This is a genomic window from Streptomyces sp. NPDC087901 (assembly GCF_044742205.1).
In the GTDB taxonomy this organism is placed as follows: Bacteria; Actinomycetota; Actinomycetes; order Streptomycetales; family Streptomycetaceae; genus Streptomyces.
Map to the genome: position 1 here is coordinate 323375 of NZ_JBIUUC010000007.1, position 25495 is coordinate 348869.

Here is a 25495-nt window from a genome sequence, read left to right on the forward strand (position 1 = left end):
CCAGGGCGGGGATGCGGCCGGCCGGTGCCAGGAAGGCACCCGGTCCTCCGAGCCCCGTCGGAGCCAGGCCCTCCAACGGCCGAAAGCTGCCTCTCCGCTCCAGTCGGCCGGTCACTCGCCGGCAGGCTCCTCCGGGGCGAACAGCAGGTACGCGAGCCCCCGGAACACCTCCTCCGGGTCCCGGTCGCCCACCGCCCCGCCCAGATTGCCGCTCAGCAGCAGCGTGGCGAAGCCGTGGGCCAGGGACCAGGCGGCCACGCCCGCGAGGCGGGGGTCGTCGCCGCGTCCGGAGGCGGGGAGTTCGGTGACGCCCGCGCGCAGTTCCTCCGACGCCCGCTCCTTCGCCGCGAGGAGGTCCGGATCGTCGGCGCGGTAGAGGTCCGGCTGGAACATCACCTGGAAGTGGGCCGGGTGTTCGGCCGCGAACCGTACGTACCGCACGCCCCGCTCCCGCAGATCCGGCGCGTCGGCCAGGGCGGCGGCGAAGAGGTCGTATCCCTCGGTGGCGATGGCGGTGAGCAGGCCGGTGCGGTCCTTGAAGTGGTGGGCGGGGGCGGCGTGGGAGACGCCTGCCCGGCGCGCCAGGTCGCGCAGACTCAGCGCGGCGGGGCCCTCGGTGCGGATGACGTCGAGGGCGGCGGCGAGAACGGCTCGCCGCAGGTCGCCGTGGTGGTAGGTGCGGGTGCTGGTCATGACAGCAGATTACGCGGAATCTAGTCATTGACAAGTTCGCGGAGCGAGGTGCACCCTGAGGATCTAGTCAGTGGCAAGATCAAGTGTGGTCGCGGAAGGCGGAGACATGTCCGACGAGCTGGGTCGCGTACGGCAGATGTGGCACCTGTTGGAGCCCCTGCACGCTGTTCTCTACTACGCGCCGGAGGCCTTCGAGGAGGCCTCGGCGCTCGGATACGCCGTGGGCGAGCGCTGGCCGAGCTACTTCGCCTGGCGGGCGGCGCCACTCGGGGAGGCCGGGGCCGCCCGGGTCACGGAGACCTTCTACAGCTTCAGCGCGCGGATGGTGGACGCGTACGTCCCGGCCGTCTGGTCCGTCGCCTCGCCGGACGCCGTGCTCGCCGCCCGGCACCGGGCCGTCGACCGTACGTACCGGACGCTGCTGGGGGAGGCGGCCGTCGCTCCGGACACGGCCGAGGCCGCCGCGCTCCTGCGGCGCGTCGCCCAGGCCGCCGACACGACGGGGCGCCCGCTCGCCGCGGCCAACGCCGCACTGCCCTGGCCGGACGAACCGCACCTTGCGCTCTGGCATGCGGCGACCGTCCTGCGCGAACACCGCGGCGACGGACACCTCGCGGCGCTCGCGGGCGCGGAGCTGGACCCGGTCGAGGCGCTGGTGTCGTTCGCCGCTGTCGGTGCGGCGCGACCGGAGGTGTTCGCGAGTCGGCGATGGAGCGACGAGGAGTGGTCGCAGGCCCGTGAACGACTGCTGAAGCGAGGGCTGTTGGCGGAGGACGGTACGGCGACGGAGGCGGGCGGGGCGCTGCGTGCCGAGGTCGAGCGGCGTACGGACGAGGCGGCGGCCGCTCCGTGGCGGGTGCTGGGGGGCGAGGAACGGGAGCGGCTCGTGGAGCTGTTGGGGCCGTTGTGGGTAGCGGCGATCGGCTCCGGGCTGCTGCCGTCGGAGACGACGCTGGGCATCGGCAAGGTGTGATTCGGGCCGCATCGGGGGTGAACAGGAGTCATGAACACGTCCTGGCGGGGAAGACGTCCGTAGGATTCCCGGGTTGGTTCGGCTTTCTCCCCGTCAGGACGGCTTCGAGTGATATCTCCCCGCGATTGTCGAGTGATCGTGCCCGCCCTGGGTGTGGTGGCGGTACTGGCCCTGACCGGCTGTGACCCCGAGCAGGTGTCCTCGGGTACCGGCAGATCGAACGCCGGTGGCCAGTCGGTCACCGGCTTCGGCGCCAGCCCGCTGGACAACCCCGACGGTACGAAGCCGGGTCTCGCCCCCCTCACCTCCGACGCGGACCGGGCGGCGGCCCGCAAGGTCATCGAGAAGGTGGCGACCAAGGGGCGTGGCCCCAGGACCGGCTACGAGCGGGACAAGTTCGGGTACGCCTGGAAGGACTCGGTCGACGGCATCCCGCTCTCGCGGAACGGCTGCGACACGCGGAACGATTTGCTGGCCCGCGACGGCAAGGACGTCGCGCTCCGCTCGGGTTCCGACTGCGTGGTCGTCGCCTTGACGCTCAAGGACCCGTACACCGGCTCGACCATCGAGTGGCGCAAGCAGCAGGCCACCAAGGTCCAGATCGACCACGTCATGCCGCTCTCGTACGACTGGCAGATGGGCGCCGCCCGCTGGAACGACGCCAAGCGGCAGCAGATCGCCAATGACCCGCTCAACCTCATCCCGGTCGACGGACCCACCAACGGCTCCAAGAGCGATTCCGGCCCGGCGTCCTGGCTGCCGCCGAACAAGCAGATCCGCTGCTCGTACTCGCTTCGGTTCGCCCAGGTCTCTCTCAAGTACGAGCTGCCTGTGACCGCGGCGGACAAGCAGATGATGCTGCGGCAGTGCGGAGCCTGAAGGGGTCGGGGAGCCCGGGGAGTCTGGGGAGGCCGGAGAGTCCGGGGCGGCCGGAGAGGGGCTGCTGAACGTGCCCTGGCTCGTCCAAGCCGCGGTTGATGACCGGCGGATGGGCCCGAAGCGGAGAGGTGCTGTCGGACACCCACAGGGTCGAAGGGATGTCCTGTCGGGATGTCCTGTCCTCCTCGGCATGACCCCTTGCGCAAGACGATCAGGGATGAGCTGGACCGGCTGCGTCCGGTGAACTGACGGCGGGCACATCGCGAGGCTGCCTCTGCGTGGTGAGTGCGAGGGCGCGTCCGTTCCGAAGCGGCACCGGTGGGTGTCCCGCTCTTCACGGCCTGGTGCTCGTGGCGGGCCTGAGCCCTGCCTCGTGCCGCGCGCGTGGTCGCGGTGCCGGTGTCGCGGGCGCGTGGTCCGGCGGTACGGCCCGCGATCCCGCCATCGGCCGGTGCCGGTGTGGAGCCCTGGTCGTGCGCCGCCACGTCAGTTCGGCCGAGGGGACTGCCAGACGCCGGCCCGGGCTGCTTCGGCGGCGCTCCGGGCGGCGGTGTCCGCGTCCTCCTCGGTGAGTGCGTGGCCCGTGTTGAGCAGGGCGTAGTACAGGGGCGCGGAGACGGCGCCGATGACGGCGTGGGGGTCGGTGCCTTCGGGGAGCTCGCCACGGGTGACGGCGTCGGTGACGCAGCCCGACCATTCGGCGATGCGGACCTCGTAGAAGTGGTGGAGGGCCTCGGCTGCCTGGTCGTCGCAGAGGGAGGCGGCGATCAGGGCCTTGAAGAGGCGGCCCTGGCGGGGATCGGTGAGGGTCTTGACGACGAGGCGGGCGTTGGCGGTGAGGTCGCCGTCGAGGGTGCCTGTGTCGGCGCGGGGGAGGGAGGTCGCGGCCATGTCGGTGAGGAGGTCGGCGGCCAGTGCGCCGGGGGTGCCCCAGCGGCGGTAGACGGTGGTCTTGCCGACGTCGGCGCGGCGGGCGATCTCGGTGAGGTCGAGGGTGGCGAAGCCGTCGGTGGCGAGGGTGTCGCCGGCCGCCTTGAGTACTGCTTCACGGACCCGGGCGGTGCGGCCGCCGGGGCGCACGGTGCCGACAGGGGCCGGGGGAGCGGCCGGGGCCGCGTGGTCGTCGGCGGGCGGGGTGGCCGGGGGTGTGGGCATGGCGGTCTCCTTCTGATGATTTCTCACGACGCCACCCCATCTTATCGGGACTCGGGTTCCCATTGGCGAGCTGTGGTGCTACTTTCATGTCGTAACGGAACGGCAGGCCCATTAGGGGTTGCCGTCCTGAAGCCCAGGCCGCCCGGCCCGCCCGCGTCCCGCCGTACCGGCGAACGGCGGGAAAGAAAGGAATCTCTGTCATGTCTATGACTAAGGCAAAGTCGGGAACCGTCCCCGGGGAGCAGCGCTCGCCCCGGCCCGCCCCCGCCCCCCGAACGGCCGCCCCGGAGGATCAACCACAGCGCCTGACCGGCCGGTTGAAGCTGATCCTCGCGGTGCTGCTGGTGGCCCAGTTCATGCTGGCCGTCGACTTCTCGATCCTGAACGTCGCGCTCCCGGCGATCGGCGACGGCCTCGGGTTCTCCCTCTCCAACCTGCAGTGGATCGCGACGACGTTCGCACTCAGCGCGGCCGGCTTCACCCTCTTCTTCGGGCGGATCGGCGACCTGATCGGCCGTAAGAAGATCTTCATCGGGAGCCTGGTGCTGCTGGGCGCCTCGTCCCTCGTCGGCGGGCTGGCCACCACCCCCGAGATGCTCCTGATCGCCCGTGTCGCCCAGGGTCTGGCCACCGCCGCCGCCACCCCGGCAGGGCTCTCGCTCCTCACCACGATCTTTCCCGAGGGCCCGCTCCGTCAGAAGGCGCTCGGTATCAACGGGGCTCTGATGTCCGCCGGGTTCACCGCCGGCGCGATCCTCGGCGGCGTCCTGACCGACCTGCTCTCCTGGCGCTGGGCGTTCTTCATCAACGTCCCCGTGGCGCTGGCCGTCGTCCTCATCGCACCTGCCGTCATCAAGGAGTCCAAGCCCGCCACCCGCCCCCGGCTCGACCTGCCCGGCGCGCTCGCCGTCACCGGCGGACTGCTCGCCCTGGTCTACGGCCTCACCCAGGCCGGCGAGCACGGCTGGGGCAACGCCCACGCCGTCACCGGTCTCCTGGTCGGCACCGTGCTCCTCGCCGCCTTCTTCCTGATCGAGCGCAAGGTCGCCGAGCCTCTCGTCCCGCTCAAGACCCTGGGCCGCCGCAACGTCGCCTGGGGCAACGCGCTGGGCATGCTCGCCTTCGTCACCGAGACCTCGCTCGTCTACCTGCTCACCCTTTACCTGCAGAAGACGCTGGACTTCTCGCCGCTCACCGCCGGGATCTCCTTCGGCGTCCTGGGCATCGGCACGGTTGCCGGCGGACTGCTCGCCCCCAGGGTCATCGCGAGGACCTCCACCCTGACCGCCCTGATCGCCGGCGGCATCATCCAGACGGTCTTCACCGCCTCGCTGCTCTTCCTCGGTACGACGACCGGCGCCGCCCTCGCCCTGCTCCTGCCCGCCACCTTCTTCGGCGGCATCGGCAACATGCTCGTCATCGTCGGCTTCATGGTCACCGCCACCAGCGGCCTGCCCGACAAGGAACAGGGCCTGGCCACCGGGCTCGCCTCGATGTCCCAGCAGGTAGGCATCACCCTTGGCACCCCGATCATGTCGACGGTCGTCACGGCGACCACCGCCGGTGCCGCCTCCGCCTCCGCCATCCACCACGGCGTCACCGTCGCCATCGCAGTCAACGCCGCCCTCGTCGCCCTCGGGGTCGTCATCGCGGCGCTCTTCCTCCGTAACAAGAAGTCCGAGGACGGCCCCGCTGTCCCGAACGAGAAGTCCGAGGACGGCCCCGCCGCCGCGAATGAGAAGCCCCAGGACGCCCCCGCTGTCGCGCAGAACGCCTGACGGCCGGCCCCCGCCGGGCACGTCGGTCCCCGCCCCCCCCGGCACCACCGGCGGCGGAGGCGGGGACCGGCGGGCTTCGCCGCCTCCCGCCTCCCGCCTCCCTCAATCACCCCCCACACCGCTCCCGGAAGGAACTTCCCCCGATGAACGCGACCGACCTGCCCCGGTGGACCGACCTGCCCCGGTGGACCGACGTGAAGATTCCGGGAGGGCGGCCCGTCCGTGCCCGTCTGCACTCCCCGGCCGGGGCCGGGCACACAGGCCGTGGCGGGTGGCTGGTGTGGGCGCACGGAGGGAGTTGGCAGCGGGGATCGGCGGCCGAATGGCACCCCGTCACACAGCGGCTGGCCGAGCTCTCCGGGTGGCGGGTACTGAGCGTCGACTACCGGCTCGCCCCTGCCCACCGCCATCCCGCAGCCCTGGAGGACGTTCTCACCGCTCTCGACTGGGCCCGGAGCCGGGCGGGTGCCGAGGCGGTACCGGTGGCAGTCGGCGGGGACAGCGCCGGCGGCACGCTGGCCGCTGCGGCCGCCCTGGCCGCCCGCGACCACCGGGGCGCGGACCCGGAACGGGCTCCGCTGGCCGCCCAGTTGCTCGCCTACCCGCCCCTCGACCCGGCCTGCTCAGGGGCCAGCCACCGACGCGACCCGGCGGCCTTCCCGCACCCCGCCGACCTGCGCCGCGCCTGGCGGGTTCTGCGCGGCACCGCGTCCCCGGCCCCCACGGCCGGTGGCCGGGTCCTGTACTCCACCCCGCTCGACGCCCCCGACCTGCGCGGACTGCCACCCACCGTGCTGGCCGTCGGCGGACTGGACCCCGTCGCGGACGACGTCCTCACCTACGCAGCCCGGCTGCGTACCGCCGCCGTGCCCGTCGACCTCGTCCACCCGCCCGGCGCCGCCCACGCCGACCTCATGCACCCCGACAGCAAGCTCCTTCCCGCACTCGCCGGACGTCTGCGCACCGTCACCACCGGCGCAGCGCGCACCTGAACGCAAAGGACACCCCGCGATGACCACCACAGCTGGCTCTTCCGCTGCCCCTTCCGCTGCCCCCTCCGCCGTTCCCGCACCGCTGGACGCCCTCGTACGCCACTTCACCGACCTGCGTGAAGGCACCCACGCCGGACACGCCGACCGGCCGTCCAAGGAGACGGCGTTCAGCGAGGCCGCCGAACTCCTGGACGCTCCCGCACGCCAGGTCCTCGCCGAGTTCGACACCCACCTGCTGCTGGGCACCGGAACGATCCGTGCCACCGGCCTGCGCCGCGACCAGTACGGAGGCCACTTCGCGGCCTGGCGTCTGACCTGGCCCGAACAGCGCCGCGCCGGGATCACCGCCCTCACCCTGCACGCCCACTACGGCGCCGGCTTCCACCACCCGCACCTGCGCGGCGCGACCGTCGCCGAGTGGCCGCTGAACGTCTTCACCCCCGCCCAGGCCGCCGAACTCGTCCCCACCTTCCGCGCCATCGTCGCTGCCGACCTGCACAACCTCGTCTTCCAGCGCGACTGGCGCATCGTCCCCGCCCTCCGCGACCACGGACACCACCCCCACCCTCACCCCGATCAGCCGGTGACCACGGCTGCCGATGCCGCCGCACCCACCCCGAACGAGGTCCGGCCGTGACGACCCCCCACCCCCTTCCCGTCGGCACCGCCCACGGCGACGCGGCCTGCAGGCGGCGCTCACGGTCCTGGGCCGCCTCGCCTCTGCTTACGATGCGGGCGAGCGCGGCACGCGCAGAGTGCCGCCGCATCCGGAAGAAGCGTCCATGGACGACACAGTCGCCCGCATCCACGCCAAGCTGTCCGCAGCGTGCCCGGAGCCGGTCCCCCGGCGGAGAACCTTCGTGCGGGCGCCCGGTGGTCGACGGCTGGGTCTCCCGCTCGACGAGCAGCGCGTGGCCGCCTTCGAGGCGGTCCACGGCATCCGTCTTCCCTCCGCCTATCGCACGTTCCTGCGGGAGGTCGGCAACGGAGGCATCGGCCCGGACTGCGGCCTTGAGCCGCTGACCCGCTGGAACATCCGTGACATCCCGGATGCCCGTCAGTGCCTGGGGATGACTTTCGCGCCGGATCCGACCGGCTGTGTGCCCGAGGAGTGGGCGCGTCTGTGCGCCGATCGGACGGATCCGTACGCGGGAACCCATCCCGTCGTCCAACGGGGCGGCCTGGAAGTGACCTTGCTGGTCATCACCGGGCCCGCCCGGGGCCGACTCCTCGACGCCGACCTCGGGAACACGGCCGTACCCCCGGTGTTCCATCCCGCGCCGGATTTCCTCCGCTGGTACGAGCACTGGCTGGACGGGTTGCCGCAGGGGAGGCTTGCTCCTGATCTCCGTGACCAGTCCCCGGGCGGCGACGATGAACTCGTCGATCGACTGGCCGATTCGGATTCTGCCTGCGAGCGACTTGCCGCCGCCTACACCCTGGGTGGGCGCCGGCCACTCGGCAGCCGTGCCCGGGAGGTGTTGCTCGCCGCCCTCGCCGACGATCCCGTCCGCGGAGTCCGTATGGAGGCGGCGAAGACCCTGGCAGACCTGTACACCGGGGTGGCCGACGCCCTCGCGCAGGCGCTGAGCGATCCCGACCACTGGGTCAGACGGCGGGCGCTCGTCCATCTGCTGCGGGTCACCGACGATGAGCCCGCATACGGCTCCGCGGCCCGCGCACTCCTGCACGACGAGAACCCGAACGTCAGGATGGCGGCGGCCGACATCCTCGGCCGCGCAGGCTGGGCCTCGTAGCGGCCGGGGGGTGAACGCACGACGCCACGGAACCTGCCGGGGCGGGTTCCGTGGCGTCGTGCGTGCGGGCGCCTCGGCGCGGGTCAGAGCTTCAGGTCCCACTGGGTCGCTTCGTACGTGAAGCCGGGGTTGACCTCGACGGTCAGGTTCTTGGCATCCGCGGGAGCGTCGAAGGCGTAGAGGACCGTGACCTTCTTGCCCGGGAGCACCGTGCCGCTGAAGCCCTCGCCGACCTTGCCGTCGAAGATCTGCTCGGCGTCGACCCCGTCCTGACCGGCGCGCGCTTCGACGCTGACCAGTGTGGAGTCGAACTTCTCCTTGCCCGCGTTCTCGATGACGACGGCCACGCGGTAGGCCTTGTTGCCCTTCGTGTGACCGGCGGCGAAAGAGCCCGCGGAGTACGAGGTCGCGTCGCCGACGGTGACCGTGACGTCGTCGTCGTACACCGCCGAGTCGCCGGCCTCCAGGGCCTCGGCGGTGTCCTCCTGCTTGGCCTCGTCCTTCTTGGCCTCGCCGCCGGTGCTCGCGTCGTCCGCGTTCTTGCCGGTGTCCCCGCCGGCCTTCGGCTTCGCGGAGGCCGTCGTGTCCGACACCGCCTTGTTGAGGTCGTTCACCGCGTCGTCGACCGCCTTGAACGTGATCACGGCGCCGACCACCGAGAGGATCAGCGCGATGAGGCCGAGGACCGTGCCGAACGTGGCCATGTTCTTGTTCGTCGCCTCGCCCCTCTTGGCGCGGCCCCGGCCCACCAGGCCCAGGATCAGCGCGATCAGGCCGAGGGTGCCTGCCAGCCAGAAGAGGAACGGGATCAGACCCGAGACCGCGCCGATGAGACCGAGGATCAGCGCCGCGATGCCGAGCCCGTTGCGTGCGGGGCGCAGGCCGGGCGTCTGGGCGGGGATGTACGGCTGCTGCGGGGACTGCGGGGACTGCGGCTGCTGCTGCGGGGACTGCGGCGGCTGGGTGAACTGGGACATGGCTGTGCCCTTCGGCAAGTGCGGAGTTGAGTGGTGAGCGGTTCCACGCGCCGCCTTGTGCAGCGACAGGTCAATGACACCATTTCCTGTGAACCGAGTCAACATGGTTCACAGTGTTTCGACTCATGCAGGCTGTGAACCGGGTGCTGTGAACAGGTCGGTATGCTCGCCGACACAGCAGTGAGCACGCGCTATGAGCACGCGCTATGAGCACGCTCTATGAGCACGCGCTATGAGCACGGGCAGTGAGCACGGACGGGCCAGCAGCGGTACGAGCACCAGGGAGACAGCAAGTGCCGGAGAACGCGACAGAGGTGACCGCCGCAGGGATCGCCCGGCTGGCAGGGGTGGGGCGCGCCGCCGTCAGTAACTGGCGCCGTCGTCACGCCGACTTCCCCAAGCCCGTCGGCGGTACCGAGACAAGCCCGTCGTTCGCCCTGCCCGAGGTCGAGCAGTGGCTGCGCGACCAGGGGAAACTCGCTGAGGTCCCGCTCCGCGAGCGCGTCTGGCAGCAGTTGGCCGGACATCCCGCGGGTGCTGTCCCCGCCCTGTTCCACGTCGGGTGCGCACTGCTCCTCGTGCGGGAGCGGCCCTCCGCCTGGCGGGAGATCACGGGGGTGTCCGACGAACGGATGGCGGGTGTGCTCTCCCTCGCGCTGAACGAGGTGCTCACCGCCAGGTTCGGACCGGCCGCCGAGGCCGGGCGCGCGGTTCACAGCCCGGACCGCTCCGAGCTCCTGCCGTCCGTCCCGCTGCTGCGGGGCGCCGCGGAGCTCGCTGCCGCGGCCGGGGTCCGGGAGACCTTCGAGTTCCTGCTCGGGCGTCAGCTCGACGCCAACCCGCGCCAGTACACACTCACCCCGCCCGGCCTCGCGGAGCTGATGGCCGCGCTGGCGGGCGCCGGTGGCCGGCCCCTGAGCACGGTTCTCGACCCGGCGGCGGGCACCGGGGCCCTGTTGGGTGCCGTCTCCCGGCCGGGCGCGCTGTACGCGCAGGAGAACGACCCGGACCTCGCGGCACTCACCGCACTCCGTCTCGCCCTGCACACCGACTCCACCGAGTGCACGCTCACCGTGCGCACCGGCGACACCCTGCGCGCCGATGCCTTCCCCGGCCTCACCGTCGACGCGGTGCTCTGCCATCCGCCGTTCAACGAGCGCAACTGGGGCCACGACGAGCTCGCCTACGACCCGCGCTGGGAGTACGGCTTCCCAGCCCGCACGGAGTCCGAACTCGCCTGGGTGCAGCATGCGCTGGCCCGTCTGCGCGAGGGCGGCACCGCGGTCCTGCTGATGCCGCCCGCCGCCGCGTCGCGTCGCTCCGGCCGACGTATCCGCGCCGATCTGCTGCGGCGCGGCGCCCTGCGGGCCGTCATCGCGCTCCCGGCCGGTGCCGCACCCCCGTACGGCATCCCGCTCCACCTCTGGGTCCTGCGCAAGCCGGACGCTGGGCCGCACCCCTCGCCCGAACTGCTCCTGGTCGACACCACCGAGCCCACCGAACAGGCCTCCTCCCAGAGCGGCCGCGACCGGCTCGACTGGCCGGCCCTGCACGCCGCCGTGCTCGACGCCTGGCAGCCGTTCAGCGGTGAGACCGGTGGGGCTGATGGGGCGAGGGAAGCCGGTGAGACCGGTGAGACCGGTGAGACCGGTGAGGCTGATGGGGTGAGGGAAACCGGTGCGACGCGGGCCGGGGGCGGGAGCCTCGCGAACGGCGGGATCAATCGCTTCCGGCCCGGCACCAGCCGCGTCGTCCCGGTCATCGAACTCCTCGACGACGATGTCGACCTGGCACCCGCCCGCCATCTGCCCGCCGCAGCAGCGGCGGACGGGCCCGCCGAGCTGATCGACGTACGGGAACGGCTGACGAAGAGCCTGGGCCTCGCTGACAGCCTCACCCCGCCGCCCGTGGAGGTCTCCGCCCCCGCGCGCTGGCCGCTCACCACCGTCGGCGAACTCGCCCGGGCCGGCGCCCTCCAGCTCCGCACCGGCGGCTCCGGCACCGGGACCGGCCCCGTGCTCACCGAGCACGACGTCCTCGGCTCCTCCGCGCCGTCGGGGAACCTGCCGGCCGACGGGCCGCACGAGGAGCCCGTGCTCGTCGAACCGGGCGACGTCGTCGTCCCCGTGCTCGGCGGCGGCTCCGTCGCCCGCGTCATCGACGACGCCACGGCGGGCGCCGCGCTGGGCCGCAACCTCCAGCTGCTGCGACCCGATCCGGCCGCGCTCGACCCCTGGTTCCTCGCCGGGTTCCTGCGCGGCACCGCCAACAACCGTCAGGCCAGCAGCTACGCCTCCACCGCGACCCGGCTCGACGCCCGCCGCCTCCAACTGCCCCGGCTTCCGCTGGCCGAGCAGCAGCGGTACGGCGAACGCTTCCGCACTCTGGCCGCGTTCGAGGACGCACTGCGCCTCGCCGGACGACTCGGGGGCCGGCTCGTCCAGGGCATGTACGACGGACTGACGGACGGAACGGTCACGCCGAAGTGAGCGGAACCACAACGGTTCTGTACAACCCGGGGCCCCTTGTAGGTGTCGCCCTTTACGCTCGTTTCTGCGTGCACGCCCAGGTGCGCGCGGACGTCCCATGACCAGGTATCCAGGAGCAGCCATGTACGCCCCGGGCCAACCGCCGACGGCGCCGCGCAGAGTCCCCAGCCGGGCCTGGATCGTGTCGATGCGCGTGCTGTTCACCGTGCTGTCGGTGTGCTCCTTGGGCCTGCTCCTGTGGGCGCCCCTGCTGCGGCTGGCGATCGTGCGCCGCAGAGCCTTCGACTGGTGGATGACCGGGGCCGGCTTCGTTCTCATCTGCGTTCTGCTGCCGGTCATCGGAAGGGACGGAGACGACGCCGATCCCCACGGAGTCGACAACGTCCTCATACCGCTGCTGCTGCTCGCGATGGTGGCCGCCCCCGTGTACTACCTCGTTGCCGACATCCGCCACTACGCGCAGCTGACACAGCAGAACGTGGGGGGCGGCGGCCCCGTACCGCCGGTGCCGGGCTACGCGTACGCGCCCACGGTGCCCATGCAGACACCTGTGCAGCCGCCGATGCAGCCGCTCGGACAGCACCCCCGGACTCAGCACTCCCCGGCCCAGCACCCCCCGGCCCCGCAGCCCTACAGCGCGCCGCCGTACGCACCACAGCAGTACCAGCAATCCCCTCCCACACCCCAGCCCCAGCCGACGCCCCCCACCCACCAGCCGCACTCGACGCCTCACCAGCCCCACCCGGCGCCCCACCCCCAGCGCCTCGACCAGGTCCGCGCCGAGCTCGACGAGCTGAGCGACTACCTCCGTAAGGAGGAGGGCCGGTGAGCGGTCGCCTCATCGGCGGGCGGTACGAGCTGGCGACGATCCTCGGGCAGGGCGGCATGGGCCAGGTCTGGACGGCCTACGACCAGCGCCTGGACCGCCGGGTCGCGGTCAAGCTGCTGCGCCCCGACCGGGTCACCGGCCCCATCGGCAGCGACGCCGCGGGCGAGCTGCGCCGCCGCTTCGTCCGCGAGTGCCGGGTCACCGCGCAGGTGGACCACCCCGGCCTCGTCACCGTCCACGACGCGGGCAGCGACGGCGACGAACTGTTCCTCGTCATGCAGTACGTCGAGGGCGCCGACCTCGGCGACCATCTCGCCGAACACGATCCGTATCCCTGGCAGTGGGCCGTCGCCGTCGCCGCCCAGCTCTGCGCCGTCCTGTGCGCCGTGCACGCGGTGCCGATCGTCCACCGGGACCTCAAGCCCCGCAACCTGATGGTGCGCCCGGACGGCACCGTCGTCGTGCTCGACCTCGGCGTCGCCTCCGTCCTGGACACCGACACCACCCGCCTCACCCACACCGGCTCGCCGATCGGCTCCCCGGCCTACATGGCCCCCGAGCAGGCCATGGGCGGCGCCGTCGGCCCGTACACCGACCTGTACGCCCTCGGCGTGCTCCTGCACGAACTCCTCAGCGGAGACGTGCCGTTCGTCGGATCCACCGCCCTCGGCGTGCTGCACCGCCACCTCTATGAGCCGCCGGTCCCCGTCCGGCAGATCCGCCCCGACATCCCCGAACCGCTCGAAGCGCTCGTCCTGCGCCTGCTCGCCAAGGACCCGCAGCACCGCCCGGCCAGCGCCCAGGAGGTGTACGAACACCTCGCCCCCCTGCTGCCCACCCGGAATTCCGGACACCCCTCGGGCCCGCTCGACCCGACCCGTCCCTTCCTGCGCCCGCACGCCCCGTGGCCCGACCGTGCCACGACCCCGCCCGCCGCTCAGCCCGCGCCGATGCCCGCCCGGCCGGATGTCGCGGCCGCCGTCGACGAGGTCAAGAGGCTGCTGGGCGAAGGCCGGATCACCCAGGCTGTCGACATGCTCGGCGGCATCCTCCCGGCCGCCGCCGAGCAGCACGGCGAGGGCTCCCCGGTCGTCCGCATCCTGCGCAAGCAGTACGCGGCGACACTGATGGACGACGGCCAGTACCGCCGCGCCCTGCCCGAGCTGCGCCGGCTGGCCGACGACCGGGCCGCGGAGGCCGGACCGGCCGACCTGCAGACCCTGCAGTTCCGGTACGACGCCGCACAGTGCCTGGAACAGCTGGGCGAACCCGCCGCCGCACTCGCCGAGTACCGCGCGGTCCTTCCGTACTACGAGAACCAGTACGCGACGAACAACGACCCGGCACGCTCGTACGAGATCCGCCACCGCATCGGCCAACTGCTGCTGGCCCTCGGCGACCACGCGGGCGCGCGCAGCCAGCTCCAGGCACTGCTGTACGACACCGAGCGGATGTACGGGCCGCACCACCCGCTGCCGGTCGAACTGCGCCGGCAACTGGAGCGCCAGCTGAAGGTCAGAGGCGGCTGAACCGCCGCCGGGCTGAGAAATGGGACGAGCGATGAGCGGTATGCCACCGAGTGAAGAGCGCCGGGCCCTCCGGGCGGCACTGGCAGGAGTGGAGAAGGCCGAGTTCGGCGAGGTCGACATCGAGGCAGCCTGCGCGGCCTACGAGAGGGCCGGCTACGAAGTCACCCCTGCACTTCGGGAGTTCCTGGGGAACTACGGCGAGATCGTCGTCGGCTGGACAGCACCGAGAACGGGCGAGGAGCTTGTCCTGACGATCTCCGTCGAGGAGGCGATGGGCGTCTATCCACTGAACGTACGCAGTTACTCCCGTCAGCTCGGAATGCCTGCGGTGCCGATCGGAATCGCCCTGGTGACCGAGGAGAACGTGCTGCTGGCAGAGAACGGCGACATCATCTTCGCCGGTGACGCCGGGATGCAGCGCATCGGAAACGGGTTCGCTGCGGCGGTGGAGGCATTCGTCACCAGCACCTGGGACAAGACCTTCTTCTGAGCAGAGTCCGTGCCCGCCATGAGCCACGCTCGTACGGACACGACCGGCTCGCATCGAAACGGCGTGAGAGGTGACCGTGGCTGTTCTGATCGACCACCTGGAGGCACGTCTGGGCCGACTGGTCGGAGCGTGGTCGGTCAGGGACGGCGCTCCGGAAGGCGCGGCGCAGGTGGGCTACTTCACCGGTGGTGTCTTCGAGGACGTCCAGTCCTGCCGGGAGGACCCCACCCATCCACCGCGGATCGGATTCCAGGGGTGACCGGCCGGGGGCATCCCGGTGGGGGGTGCGCCGAGGCACTTGCCGCTGGTCGTGCGGCCCGAATCGGGGCGCATGAGGGCCAGTTCACCCAATCGTCGCCCCCAGGCCACACCCGCCATCCGCTCCCGACACTTTGACCGGCTGATGTACATTCGTGCTGATCTCGCTGGTGGTGCCCTGCTTCAACGAGGAAGAGATCCTCGAACGCTTCCATGAACGCGTGACGGATGAGCTGACCCGCCTGGGCCATGCCTTCCAGCTCGTGTACGTGGACGACGGGAGTACGGACCGGACCCTGCCGATCCTTCAGGAGCTGGCAGCCGCCGATCCCCGGGCCCGCTACGTCTCCTTCAGCCGCAACTTCGGCAAGGAGGCCGCCATGCTCGCCGGTCTCCAGCATGCCGAGGGTGACGCCCTCGTCATCATGGACGCCGACCTCCAGCACCCGCCGGAGCTCGTCGGCCGCATGCTGCAGGAGCACGCGCAGGGCTACGACCAGGTGATCGCCCGCCGCACCCGCAAGGGCGACCGCGTCACCCGCACCCTCACCGCCCGCGCCTACTACTGGCTGATCAACCGCCTCGTGGACGTGGAACTCGTCGACGGGGTAGGCGACTTCCGGCTCCTTTCGCGGCGGGCGGCCGACGCCGTACTCGAACTCACCGAGTACAACCGCTTCTCCAAGGGCCTCTTCGCCTGGGTCGGATTCCCCACCTCGACGTTCAGCTACGAGAACGCCGTCCGGGAACAGGGGCGCTCCGCCTGGACCTTCGGCAAGCTCCTGAACTACGGCCTCGACGGACTCCTCTCCTTCAACAACAAGCCGCTGCGCGCCGCGCTCTATCTCGGCATGCTCCTGATGTCCGTGGCCCTCGCCTACGCCGCCTGGATCGTCGGCGTCGCCCTGGTGCAGGGCGTCGACACCCCCGGATACGTCACCCTGATCGTGGTGGTCACCGCCCTCGCCGGGGTCCAGATGGTGATGGTCGGGGTGGTCGGGGAGTACGTCGGCCGGATCTACTACGAGGTGAAGCGCCGCCCGCACTTCCTGGTGAAGGCCACCAACACCCAGATCCGCAGGCCGGCCCCGGAGCCGGAACCCCTGGAGTCCGTACGCCGATGACGGTCAAGGCACAGATGGCCCGGTTCGCCCTCGTGGGCGCCGTGAACACCGGCACGTACTACGGCTGTTACCTCGCCCTGCTGCACTGGCTGCCGTACCTGGCCGCGCATGCGCTGGCCTTCGCGCTCAGCATGACCGGCTCGTTCTTCCTCAACTCGTACTTCACCTACCGCACCAGACCCACCTGGCGGAAGTTCCTCCTCTTCCCGCTCACCAACGCGGCCAACTTCGTCATCACCACAGGCGGCGTCTACCTGCTGGTCGACCTGGCCGGGTTCAGCAGCCGGTACGCCCCACTGGTCGCGGCCGCGGCCGCCATCCCCATCACCTTCGTGGTCTCGCGCACGATCATGCTGCGGCCGGACACCCCGCCGAAATCCGTCGAACGGGTCGGCTGAGCCGGGCGGTGCGGAGCCGGTCCTTCCGTATGGCAAGGTATCCCGGTCATAAGCGCTGAGCTGGGCAAAGCCGTCGCGCCATGCAGTCCCGGCGAGGCGCTGCCCCGGCGTGACTCCGCACGGCCGGCTCGACGCACCGTATTCCTTGATCCATTCAGAGGTGTGTTGTGAACGCGAGAAGACGCCGGGCCCTGCTGAAAGCCGTCACGGTCATGCTGGAGCCCGGTGAGCAGGTCGAGGCGACGTCGCTGGTGAACCTCAGCGAGGTCTCCGTCAAGAAGAACATAGCCATGGGCATCGCTGCGGCGGTCCTGAGCGGCGGAACGATGATCGCTGCGGCAGCCCCCCAGCCGATGTATCTCGCGGCCAGCCGCGAACGCCTCTTCCTCTTCCAGGCCAACCCGACCTTCGCGAAGCCGGACCGGCACCTGGCCACCTTCGAGATCAAGGACGTGAAGCGGACCGAGATCAAGCGCGGATTCGTGAAGCACTCGTTCATCCTGATCGACGAGTCCGCGGGGAGCGCCCTGCGCATCTTCTTCCCGTGGTTCGGCGTCAAGGACATGGACGCCGTGGCCGGACTCGTCCCTACGGCGACGGCAACGGTGTAGCGGCCGGAAGGCCCGGGGGCGGGCCTCGCCCCACGAGAGACCCGCCGAAACCCGGCCGAACACGCCGCCCGAGCCGCGCCGCCGGACGCCCACATCCCCAACTCCTCCCGAATCGTGGGTCGAATCAGTGGCCCGGACCAGTTCCACTGCCCGAGAGCATCCGGCACTTGGGGGGCGGCGTCGCGGGTCTGGGCGCGCGCATCTGCGGCGTTGTCGTCGATCAACAACTCCCCCATAGCCCTAAAGACATGGGGGGACCCCCTTCGCGTCGCCTCAATCCTCCGCCTTGCAACTGCACGCACCCAGACCCGCTCCTTTTCCCGCCCCCCCAAGTGCCGGATGCTCTAGCATCGATCACCGCAAGGCTTTGTGCACCGCCGCACAATCTCCTCGGGAGGCTCCTTTGCACCGCCGCCGTCGCACCGCGCTCACCGTCTCCGCCGCACTGCTCGCCGCAGCGCCGCTCCTCGCCGCCTGCGGCAGCCAGGCCCACCCGGGCGCCGCGGCCGTCGTGGGCGGGGACCGGATCACGGTGGCCACCGTGCAGGGCCAGGTGGCGGACGTGCGCCAGGCGCAGGACACCTCGAAGCAGGACGCCCAGATCACCAACCAGTCCGGCCAGCTCGTCCGCGCCAAACTGCACGGCCTGATCCTCGACCGGGTCCTGGACAAGGCATCGGCGGACGCGGGAGTGACCGTCACCCGCGCCGAGATCCAGCAGATGCGGCAGTCGGCCGTCGCCCAGTACAAGGGGGAGGCCGGGCTGCGCGCCGCGGTGCTCCAGGAGCGCTGGATCGCCCCGGACCAGATCGACGCCTTCCTGCGCGAGCAGATCCAGCTGACCAAGCTCGGCCAGGCGCTCGGCGCCGACCCGACGACCCCGGCCGGCACGAAGGTCCTCGGCGACGCGCTGACGAAGGCGTCCAAGGCGTTGAAGGTCGACGTCAACCCGCGCTTCGGCACCTGGAACAACCAGCAGATCCAGCTTGCGGAGTTCAAGGCCCCCTGGATCACCCAGGTCACCAAGCCGGCCCAGTCGGCCGCGGAGGCCGGGGCCTGAGGACTGTCCGACGGCCGGGGTAGATTCGGCGGTGTGAACGCTGAAGACCCCGGCCGCATCGTCCTGCTCACCGCCAGCCACCGCGTCGCGCCCGGACTGCTGTCCTGGCCCGCCTGGCAGACACTGCACGCCGCCGGCCGGGTGCACTGCGGGGAACAGGACCAGCCGCAACTGCCGTATCTGCGCGAGGCGGGCATCACCGTCACGCCCGGTGTGCCCGACGCGCAGGACCTCGTGGACGCGTGCGCCGGCGGCCGGACCGTCGTCGTCCTCACGGGCGGAGAGGGCAACCAGCCGCTGACCGACGGACTGGCCCGGCTGGCCGGCTCGGGACGGGTGCAGATGCCGAACCTGGAGCTGCTGCCCGGTTCGTACGATCTTCCCGGCGCCCGGCTCCTCGATCTCGTCCAGGTCATGGACCGGATCCGGATCGAATGCCCCTGGACCTCGCAGAAGACCCACAAGGGCCTCGCCAAGTACGCCATCGAGGAGGCGTACGAACTCGTCGAGGCGATCGAGGACGGCAACCGCGAGGAACTGCGTGAGGAGCTCGGGGACGTACTGCTCCAGGTCGTCTTCCATGCGCGCATCGCGGAAGAGGATGAGGACGAGCCGTTCTCCGTCGACGACGTCGCGGCCACGCTCGTCGAGAAGCTGATCCACCGCCACCCGCACGTCTTCGGCGACGAGACCGCCGAGACGCCGGAGGACGTCCACGCGCACTGGCTGCGGACGAAGGCGATCGAGAAGCAGCGTGAGTCCGTCACCGACGGGGTGCCGCTCGGCCAGCCCGGCCTGGCGCTCGCCGCGAAGCTGGCAAGCCGGGTCCGTACCGCCGGACTCGACGTGGCGCTCCCAGGGAGCGGGAGTGAGGGCGACGACATCGGCTACCGGCTCCTCGCGCTTGCCGTACGCGCCCAGGAGGACGGCATCGACCCGGAGGCGGCTCTGCGGGCCGCGGGGCGTGCGTACCGGGACGCGATCCGGGCGGCGGAGGGCATCGCGTAGCGGTGGAGGGCCTCGGGCAGGGTCGCAGGGCAGCGGATAACGTCGGGGGGTGAACGACAGCTCCGACCGCATCCCCGCCGGCTGCCCCGCCCACGCGGCCTCCACCGCGCCCGAACTCTTCACGTGGGAGTTCGCCACCGATCCCTACCCCGCCTACGCCTGGCTGCGCGAGCACAGCCCCGTGCACCGCACCACGCTGCCCAGCGGGGTCGAGGCCTGGCTGGTGACGCGGTACGCGGACGCCAGGGCGGCTCTCGCCGACAGCAGGCTGTCCAAGAACCCGGCGCACCACGCCGAGTCCGCGCACGCCAAGGGGAAGACGGGGATCCCGGGTGAGCGCAAGGCGGAGTTGATGACGCATCTGCTGAACATCGACCCGCCCGACCACACCCGGCTGCGCCGCCTCGTGTCCAAGGCGTTCACCCCGCGTCGCATCGCGGAGTTCGCCCCGCGTGTGCAGGAGCTGACCGACCGGCTCATCGACGGTTTCATCGAGAAGGGGGAAGCGGACCTCATCCACGAGTTCGCCTTCCCGCTCCCCATCTACGCGATCTGTGACCTGCTGGGCGTTCCGAGCGAGGACCAGGACGACTTCCGGGACTGGGCGGGGATGATGATCCGCCACGGCGGCGGCCCGCGCGGCGGGGTGGCCCGCTCCGTGAAGAAGATGCGGGGCTATCTCCTCGAACTGATCCACCGCAAGCGCGAGAACCCGGGGGACGACCTGATCTCGGGGCTGATCCGGGCGAGCGACCACGGTGAGCACCTGACGGAGAACGAGGCCGCAGCGATGGCCTTTATCATCCTATTTGCCGGATTTGAGACCACGGTGAATTTGATCGGCAACGGTGTCCACACCCTGTTGGGTCACCCCGAGCAACGTGCGCAGCTCCAGCGTTCCCTGGCCGCGGGGGAGACAGGGCTGTTGGCCACGGGTGTCGAGGAACTGCTGCGGTACGACGGTCCGGTGGAGATGGCGACCTGGCGGTACGCCACCGAGCCGCTGACGATCGGCGGACAGCGGGTGGCCGAGGGCGACCCGGTACTCGTCGTGCTGGCGGCCGCCGACCGGGACCCGGAACGCTTCGGCGGACCGGACACGCTGGACCTCTCACGGCGTGACAATCAGCACCTCGGTTACGGTCACGGGATCCACTACTGCCTGGGAGCGCCGCTCGCCCGGCTGGAGGGGCAGGCCGCCCTCGCCACGCTCCTGAAACGCCTTCCGGACCTGCGACTTGCGGGAGAACCTGCCGATTTGCGGTGGCGTGGTGGGCTCATCATGCGTGGACTGCGCACGCTGCCGGTGGAGTTCACCCCGGGGCCGGTGTCCGGTGAAGGTGACACTCTGTCAACTCTGTGACTTTCACGTGATCTCTGCTGCATCGACTTGTGACACACGTTCGAGTCCCGCTAGGTTCACCGTTCGACTCACCAGTCACTCGTCAGTCACACGGAAGGCATCCCCATGGGCTCCGCGAACGGCAGACACCGTCGCCCTCGGCAGGCACCCGCGATCATCGTCGCCGCAGGCGTGACCGGCTCGGCCATCGCCATCCCGCTGCTCGGTGCGGCAGGTGCGCACGCCGCCGACGCCTCGACCTGGGACCGGGTGGCCGAGTGCGAGAGCGGCGGCATGTGGAGCGCCGACCTCGGCAACGGCTACTACGGCGGCCTGCAGTTCTCGCAGGAGGTCTGGAAGTCGTACGGCGGTGACTCGTACGCGGAGCGCGCGGACCTCGCCAGCCGCTCGCAGCAGATCGCCGTGGCGGAGAAGGTCCTGGAGGACCAGGGCCCGAAGGCATGGCCCAGCTGTGCGGTCATCTCGGGCCTCGTCGTGGACAGTGGCCTGCCGGGTGTCGACCCGGGCAGCGCCGCGTCCGACGACCCCGCCGGCAGCACGGACCCGTCCGAGGGCGGCGACCCCTCCGGGGACACCACCGCGTCGGACGACGCGTCCTCGGACGCGACGACGCCGGCGGACGGGGCCACGGACGACGCGGAGGGCGGGAGCGGGAAGCCGGACGCGTCCGCATCGCCGTCGGCCACGCCCTCCGCCACACCCTCCACGTCGCCCTCGGGTGCTGCCTCCGGCGCCGGGGAGGGCACCTCCGGGGGGCAGGAGAAGGCCGGCAAGCACCGGGGTGCTCCGGCCCCCGAGGGGACCCGGAGCGGCGGCAGCGACCGGGATGCGGGACGGCACGCCTCGCGAGGTGACGGTGACGCACGCGACACCGGTGCCCCGGCATCTGACGGCACGTACACCGTCCGTGCCGGCGACAACCTCTGGTCGATTGCTGATGCACAGAAGCTGCCCGGTGGCTGGACCGGGCTGTATGAGGCCAACAAGGCGGAGGTGGGCTCCGATCCGGACCTCATCCTGCCTGGCCAGAGCCTTGATCTCGGCGTGAAGGCCGAGTGAGAGCGGTCTGATGATCAGCTGAAAACACCCCAAAAGTTAGGGTAGTTAAGAGGCCTATGTCCCACTTTTGACCAAGTGAGACATGGGTCTCTTCGTGTGAACTGGCGTGTCTTGTCCGGGAGGTCCCGCCGCATCCGTTCCCACCTGCGCAAACGGTGCTTCTTCGGATGCAAGGAAGGGCTGTTTCTCCGGTATGTCCATCTTTGGATATGAGGGGTGGGTGTGTTTACGGTCGGAACCGCTCGCACCGCGGGCCCCGTCGACCGTCACGCCGAATCCTGCCGTCGGTCGAAGGGAACAGACGCGTAAAGCGCCGTAGGCAGGAGCGGGGGACCCAGGTAAGCGCCGGGCCCGATCGTCGCAAGACGCATCAGGACCGGCTTGGGGTGAAGTCGTGCGCTAGGACGTGCGACCGGGCAACTCACTTGGCCCGAACCCGACAGCTCACCTCGCAGGCGTCGGTGAGGAGAAGTCTCGATGCTGCTCAACAGCAAGGGCAACAAGCACCGTCGCCCGTCCAAGGCCGTCCGTATCGCCACGCTCGCCGGTGTCGCCGGTGCAGCCATCGCCGTGCCCCTGATGGGTGCCACCGGCGCCTCCGCCGCCTCCGTGTCCACGTGGGACGCCGTCGCCCAGTGCGAGTCCGGTGGCAACTGGTCCATCAACACCGGCAACGGCTACTACGGCGGCCTGCAGTTCTCGCAGTCCAGCTGGGCCGCCGCCGGCGGTACCCAGTACGCGGCCCGCGCCGACCTGGCCACCAAGGCCCAGCAGATCGCCGTCGCCGAGAAGCTCCTCGACCTGCAGGGTCCGGGTGCCTGGGCCTGCGCCGGCGCCGGCAACCTGAGCAACGACGGTGTCGACCCGGGTGTCGACACCGGCTCCTCCGCCACCAAGACCGAGACCGCCCCCAAGGCCGAAGCCGCCCCGAAGCAGGAGTCGGCGCCGGTCCAGCAGGCCGAGCCGAAGAAGGCCGAGCGCACCGAGGCCCCCTCCACCAACCGTTCGGACCGCTCGGCCGCCCCCAAGGCCAAGTCGAAGACCGTCACCACCCCGACCGGCAAGAAGGTCGAGAAGGGTGACGGCGAGTACAAGGTCGTCACCGGTGACTCCCTGAGCAAGATCGCCGCCGACCACAAGGTCAAGGGCGGCTGGGAGCAGCTCTTCAAGCTGAACAAGGACATCGTCACGGACGCCGACCTGATCTACCCGGGTCAGCAGCTCCACCTGACGAAGTAGTCGCGATCTCTCCTCGCTGAATCACTCCGGCCGCCCCGGCCCGGTGCGCATCTTCCCCCCGTGCGTGCCGGGCCGGGGTCGGCCGGTTTCGGCGTGATCGTTCAACTGTTGTAGTTACTCGTCAGTAAAATTCTGGCCCTTTGTCCCGCTGTGCTCGCTCTTGAGTCCTTTTTCGTCCCAGGGGACGGGCGGTCGGCCGGTTGAGGCGGCCCGGCCGGTTAGGCTCTTGTCGCAAGGCCAAAGCGACCCTGCACCACCAGCGTCATATCCCAGAAGGAGATGCCTCGTGCCGTCCATCGACGTCGTCGTAGCCAGGGAAATCCTCGACTCCCGCGGAAACCCCACGGTCGAGGTCGAGGTCGGCCTCGACGACGGCAGCACGGGCCGTGCTGCTGTTCCGTCCGGCGCCTCCACCGGTGCGTTCGAGGCCATTGAGCTTCGTGACGGAGACCCCAACCGCTACCACGGCAAGGGCGTCGAGAAGGCCGTCCTCGCCGTGATCGAGCAGATCGGCCCGGAGCTCGTCGGTTACGACGCGACCGAGCAGCGGCTGATCGACCAGGCGATGTTCGACCTGGACGCCACGGAGAACAAGGGCTCGCTCGGCGCCAACGCCATCCTCGGCGTCTCGCTCGCCGTGGCCCACGCCGCTTCCGAGGCATCGGACCTGCCGCTGTTCCGCTACCTCGGTGGCCCGAACGCGCACCTGCTGCCCGTCCCGATGATGAACATCCTCAACGGTGGGTCGCACGCCGACTCCAACGTGGACATCCAGGAGTTCATGATCGCCCCGATCGGCGCGGAGTCCTTCTCCGAGGCCCTGCGCTGGGGCGCCGAGGTCTACCACACGCTGAAGAAGGTCCTGAAGACCAAGGGCCTGTCCACCGGTCTCGGTGACGAGGGCGGCTTCGCGCCGAACCTGGAGTCGAACCGCGCCGCGCTCGACCTCATCGTCGAGGCCATCAAGGAAGCCGGCTACGCCCCGGGCAAGGACATCGCGCTCGCGCTCGACGTCGCCGCCTCGGAGTTCTACAAGGACGGCAAGTACGAGTTCGAGGGCAAGTCCCGCTCGGCCGCCGAGATGACCGAGTACTACGAGGAGCTCGTCTCCGCGTACCCGCTGGTCTCCATCGAGGACCCGCTGTACGAGGACGACTGGGCCGGCTGGAAGGTCATCACCGACAAGATCGGCGCCAAGGTGCAGATCGTCGGCGACGACCTCTTCGTCACCAACCCGGAGCGCCTGGCCCGCGGCATCGAGGAGGGCTCCGCCAACGCCCTGCTCGTCAAGGTCAACCAGATCGGTTCGCTGACCGAGACCCTGGACGCCGTCGAGCTGGCCCAGCGCAACGGCTTCAAGTGCATGATGTCGCACCGTTCCGGCGAGACCGAGGACGTCACCATCGCCGACCTCGCGGTCGCGGTGAACTGCGGTCAGATCAAGACCGGCGCCCCGGCCCGCTCGGACCGTGTCGCCAAGTACAACCAGCTGCTGCGCATCGAGGAGATCCTCGACGACGCCGCGGTGTACGCCGGCCGCTCGGCGTTCCCGCGCTTCAAGGGCTGACACGTACAGCAAGGGCCGGTAAAGCCCGGCGGGGTCAAGTGCCCCGGCCTCCGTCCGTCCCCGCACTCGGTCCCGTACCGTGTGCGGGGACGGACGTGCGTAATGGGGAGGCGGAGACATGGCCGCGAAGGACCGGGACCGGTTCTCCACCGCGACCCGGCTGCGATTGCTCGGCGAGCAGACCGCGGCCCGCGTCTACCGGTCCCAGAACCGTCGTCAGGCCCGCCGCTCCCGGCTCACCGGCCGGGCCGCCTTCCTGGCCCTGATCGTCTGCTCACTGGTCGTCGCCCTCGCGTACCCGATGCGGCAGTACGTGTCGCAGCGTGACGAGATCGCCGACCAGGAGCGGCTGGCGCAGGAGGCCGAGGTCCGTACCGAGGAGCTGCGCGACGAGAAGGCGCGGCTCCAGGACGATGCCTACATCAAGCGGCTGGCCCGTGAGCACCTGCACTACCTTCTTCCCGGGGAGACCGGCTACACCGTGGTCGACCCCGACGCGGTCAAGGAGCGCAACGGGCAGCCGGCGGAGACCGGCCGGCCGTGGCACTCCAACCTGTGGGACGGCGTCGACAGCGCCGACCGCGGCTGAGCCGCCGTATTCCTTTCACATCTGCAGAACCGCAGTTCGAGCAGTCCGATCAGAACCCCTAGGCAGGCATGGAAACGCCCCCTCCCCAGACCGAGTCCACCGCGCCCACCGACGCGGACATCGCCGCGTTCCAGCAGCAGCTGGGGCGCCCGCCGCGGGGGCTGCGCGCGATCGCGCACCGCTGCCCGTGCGGCAACCCGGACGTGGTCGAGACGCAGCCCCGGCTGGAGGACGGTACGCCGTTCCCGACGACGTTCTATCTGACGTGCCCGCGTGCGGCGTCCGCGATCGGCACGCTGGAGGCGAACGGGGTCATGAAGGAGATGACCGAGCGCCTCGGTACCGACCCCGAGCTGGCTGCGGCGTACCGTGCCGCGCACGAGGACTACATCGCGCGGCGTGACGCCGTCGAGGTGCTGGAGGGCTTCCCGAGTGCGGGCGGCATGCCGGACCGGGTGAAGTGCCTGCACGTGCTCGTCGGGCACTCGCTGGCCGCGGGGCCGGGTGTGAACCCGCTCGGGGACGAGGCGGTCGCGATGCTGCCGGAGTGGTGGCGCAAGGGGCCGTGCGTGTCGCCCTGCGGCGCGCCTGACGGGGACGAGGGCTGAGGTTCCCTCCTCGGGGGCTCCGCCCCCGGACCCCCGCTCCTCAATCGCCGGATGGGCTTGAGGACATGTG

The 25495-nt window shown here is 70.8% G+C and carries 25 protein-coding genes and 1 riboswitch; of the genes, 22 read left to right on the forward strand and 3 right to left on the reverse strand.

Going from position 1 to position 25495, the window contains the following annotated elements; all coding sequences use genetic code 11:
* Nucleotides 1–111 precede the first annotated feature (111 nt).
* Nucleotides 112–693 (reverse strand): TetR/AcrR family transcriptional regulator, encoded by a 582-nt coding sequence (locus tag ACIOEW_RS23510; protein ID WP_401965662.1) that lies wholly within the window; start codon nucleotides 691–693, stop codon nucleotides 112–114.
* A 106-nt stretch (nucleotides 694–799) separates the two neighbouring features.
* Here ACIOEW_RS23510 and ACIOEW_RS23515 point away from each other — a divergent pair, with 106 nt between their 5' ends.
* Together ACIOEW_RS23515 and ACIOEW_RS23520 are read left to right on the forward strand one after the other, a co-directional pair.
* The gene (locus ACIOEW_RS23515; RefSeq protein WP_401965664.1) at nucleotides 800–1666 is read left to right on the forward strand and encodes a hypothetical protein; all 867 of its coding nucleotides are present in this window, start codon (nucleotides 800–802) and stop codon (nucleotides 1664–1666) included.
* A gap of 132 nt (nucleotides 1667–1798) precedes the next feature.
* Nucleotides 1799–2545 carry an HNH endonuclease family protein gene (locus tag ACIOEW_RS23520; protein WP_401965666.1) on the forward strand — a complete coding sequence of 249 codons (747 nt, stop codon included), beginning with the start codon at nucleotides 1799–1801 and terminating at the stop codon, nucleotides 2543–2545.
* 486 nt (nucleotides 2546–3031) lie between these two features.
* Here ACIOEW_RS23520 and ACIOEW_RS23525 read toward each other — a convergent pair whose 3' ends face one another.
* On the reverse strand, nucleotides 3032–3700 hold the full coding sequence (locus ACIOEW_RS23525) for a TetR-like C-terminal domain-containing protein (RefSeq protein WP_401965669.1): 669 nt from the start codon (nucleotides 3698–3700) through the stop codon (nucleotides 3032–3034).
* A 200-nt stretch (nucleotides 3701–3900) separates the two neighbouring features.
* Between ACIOEW_RS23525 and ACIOEW_RS23530 the strand changes: the two genes are divergently transcribed.
* The 4 genes from ACIOEW_RS23530 (at nucleotide 3901) to ACIOEW_RS23545 (ending at nucleotide 8227) form a co-directional block, all read left to right on the forward strand.
* Nucleotides 3901–5478 (forward strand): MFS transporter, encoded by a 1578-nt coding sequence (locus ACIOEW_RS23530; protein WP_401965671.1) that lies wholly within the window; start codon nucleotides 3901–3903, stop codon nucleotides 5476–5478.
* A gap of 143 nt (nucleotides 5479–5621) precedes the next feature.
* Nucleotides 5622–6470, forward strand: a complete 849-nt coding sequence (locus tag ACIOEW_RS23535; RefSeq protein ID WP_401965673.1) for an alpha/beta hydrolase fold domain-containing protein — start codon at nucleotides 5622–5624, stop codon at nucleotides 6468–6470.
* 19 nt (nucleotides 6471–6489) lie between these two features.
* Nucleotides 6490–7107 carry a hypothetical protein gene (locus ACIOEW_RS23540; RefSeq protein ID WP_401965675.1) on the forward strand — a complete coding sequence of 206 codons (618 nt, stop codon included), beginning with the start codon at nucleotides 6490–6492 and terminating at the stop codon, nucleotides 7105–7107.
* 145 nt (nucleotides 7108–7252) lie between these two features.
* Nucleotides 7253–8227, forward strand: a complete 975-nt coding sequence (locus ACIOEW_RS23545; RefSeq protein WP_401965677.1) for a HEAT repeat domain-containing protein — start codon at nucleotides 7253–7255, stop codon at nucleotides 8225–8227.
* Nucleotides 8228–8310: 83 nt separating this feature from the next.
* Here the strand turns inward: ACIOEW_RS23545 and ACIOEW_RS23550 are convergent, their stop codons facing one another.
* Nucleotides 8311–9204: a DUF4190 domain-containing protein gene (locus tag ACIOEW_RS23550; protein ID WP_401965679.1), complete on the reverse strand. Its 894-nt coding sequence runs from the start codon at nucleotides 9202–9204 to the stop codon at nucleotides 8311–8313.
* A gap of 293 nt (nucleotides 9205–9497) precedes the next feature.
* Between ACIOEW_RS23550 and ACIOEW_RS23555 the strand changes: the two genes are divergently transcribed.
* The 16 genes from ACIOEW_RS23555 to ACIOEW_RS23630 all read left to right on the forward strand — a co-directional run bounded on the left by ACIOEW_RS23555 (nucleotide 9498) and on the right by ACIOEW_RS23630 (nucleotide 25425).
* Nucleotides 9498–11693 (forward strand): N-6 DNA methylase, encoded by a 2196-nt coding sequence (locus ACIOEW_RS23555; RefSeq protein WP_401965683.1) that lies wholly within the window; start codon nucleotides 9498–9500, stop codon nucleotides 11691–11693.
* A 121-nt stretch (nucleotides 11694–11814) separates the two neighbouring features.
* Nucleotides 11815–12522: a hypothetical protein gene (locus tag ACIOEW_RS23560; RefSeq protein ID WP_401965686.1), complete on the forward strand. Its 708-nt coding sequence runs from the start codon at nucleotides 11815–11817 to the stop codon at nucleotides 12520–12522.
* Complete coding sequence (locus ACIOEW_RS23565; protein ID WP_401965687.1) at nucleotides 12519–14051, forward strand: protein kinase; 1533 nt, start codon at nucleotides 12519–12521, stop codon at nucleotides 14049–14051. The genes ACIOEW_RS23560 and ACIOEW_RS23565 overlap by 4 nt, the downstream gene beginning before the upstream one ends.
* Before the next feature lie 40 nt (nucleotides 14052–14091).
* Nucleotides 14092–14541, forward strand: a complete 450-nt coding sequence (locus tag ACIOEW_RS23570; RefSeq protein WP_362542779.1) for an SUKH-3 domain-containing protein — start codon at nucleotides 14092–14094, stop codon at nucleotides 14539–14541.
* Between the two features lie 76 nt (nucleotides 14542–14617).
* Entirely contained in the window at nucleotides 14618–14800 is a 183-nt protein-coding gene (locus tag ACIOEW_RS23575; protein ID WP_401965690.1) for a hypothetical protein, read from the forward strand.
* A 154-nt stretch (nucleotides 14801–14954) separates the two neighbouring features.
* A complete protein-coding gene (locus ACIOEW_RS23580; RefSeq protein WP_362542782.1) occupies nucleotides 14955–15923 on the forward strand; it encodes a glycosyltransferase family 2 protein in 969 nt (322 codons plus the stop codon).
* The gene (locus ACIOEW_RS23585) at nucleotides 15920–16321 is read left to right on the forward strand and encodes a GtrA family protein (RefSeq protein WP_362542785.1); all 402 of its coding nucleotides are present in this window, start codon (nucleotides 15920–15922) and stop codon (nucleotides 16319–16321) included. Before ACIOEW_RS23580 ends, ACIOEW_RS23585 begins: the two co-directional genes overlap by 4 nt.
* Nucleotides 16322–16488: 167 nt before the next feature.
* Entirely contained in the window at nucleotides 16489–16932 is a 444-nt protein-coding gene (locus tag ACIOEW_RS23590) for a hypothetical protein (protein WP_401965693.1), read from the forward strand.
* Between the two features lie 403 nt (nucleotides 16933–17335).
* The gene (locus ACIOEW_RS23595; RefSeq protein WP_401965694.1) at nucleotides 17336–17992 is read left to right on the forward strand and encodes a SurA N-terminal domain-containing protein; all 657 of its coding nucleotides are present in this window, start codon (nucleotides 17336–17338) and stop codon (nucleotides 17990–17992) included.
* 33 nt (nucleotides 17993–18025) lie between these two features.
* Nucleotides 18026–19000, forward strand: coding sequence for a nucleoside triphosphate pyrophosphohydrolase (locus ACIOEW_RS23600; RefSeq protein WP_362542794.1), 975 nt, complete (start codon nucleotides 18026–18028; stop codon nucleotides 18998–19000).
* Nucleotides 19001–19049: 49 nt separating this feature from the next.
* Complete coding sequence (locus ACIOEW_RS23605) at nucleotides 19050–20363, forward strand: cytochrome P450 (protein ID WP_401965696.1); 1314 nt, start codon at nucleotides 19050–19052, stop codon at nucleotides 20361–20363.
* Nucleotides 20364–20468: 105 nt separating this feature from the next.
* Nucleotides 20469–21422 carry a transglycosylase family protein gene (locus ACIOEW_RS23610; protein WP_401965698.1) on the forward strand — a complete coding sequence of 318 codons (954 nt, stop codon included), beginning with the start codon at nucleotides 20469–20471 and terminating at the stop codon, nucleotides 21420–21422.
* 301 nt (nucleotides 21423–21723) lie between these two features.
* Nucleotides 21724–21895, forward strand: a riboswitch (cyclic di-AMP (ydaO/yuaA leader).
* Between the two features lie 4 nt (nucleotides 21896–21899).
* Nucleotides 21900–22661, forward strand: a complete 762-nt coding sequence (locus ACIOEW_RS23615; protein WP_362542803.1) for a transglycosylase family protein — start codon at nucleotides 21900–21902, stop codon at nucleotides 22659–22661.
* A gap of 286 nt (nucleotides 22662–22947) precedes the next feature.
* Nucleotides 22948–24228 carry a phosphopyruvate hydratase gene (gene eno / locus ACIOEW_RS23620; RefSeq protein ID WP_073738482.1) on the forward strand — a complete coding sequence of 427 codons (1281 nt, stop codon included), beginning with the start codon at nucleotides 22948–22950 and terminating at the stop codon, nucleotides 24226–24228.
* 118 nt (nucleotides 24229–24346) lie between these two features.
* Nucleotides 24347–24817: a septum formation initiator family protein gene (locus ACIOEW_RS23625; RefSeq protein ID WP_362542806.1), complete on the forward strand. Its 471-nt coding sequence runs from the start codon at nucleotides 24347–24349 to the stop codon at nucleotides 24815–24817.
* A gap of 68 nt (nucleotides 24818–24885) precedes the next feature.
* The gene (locus ACIOEW_RS23630) at nucleotides 24886–25425 is read left to right on the forward strand and encodes a DUF501 domain-containing protein (RefSeq protein WP_401965702.1); all 540 of its coding nucleotides are present in this window, start codon (nucleotides 24886–24888) and stop codon (nucleotides 25423–25425) included.
* The last annotated feature ends 70 nt before the right edge of the window (nucleotides 25426–25495 follow it).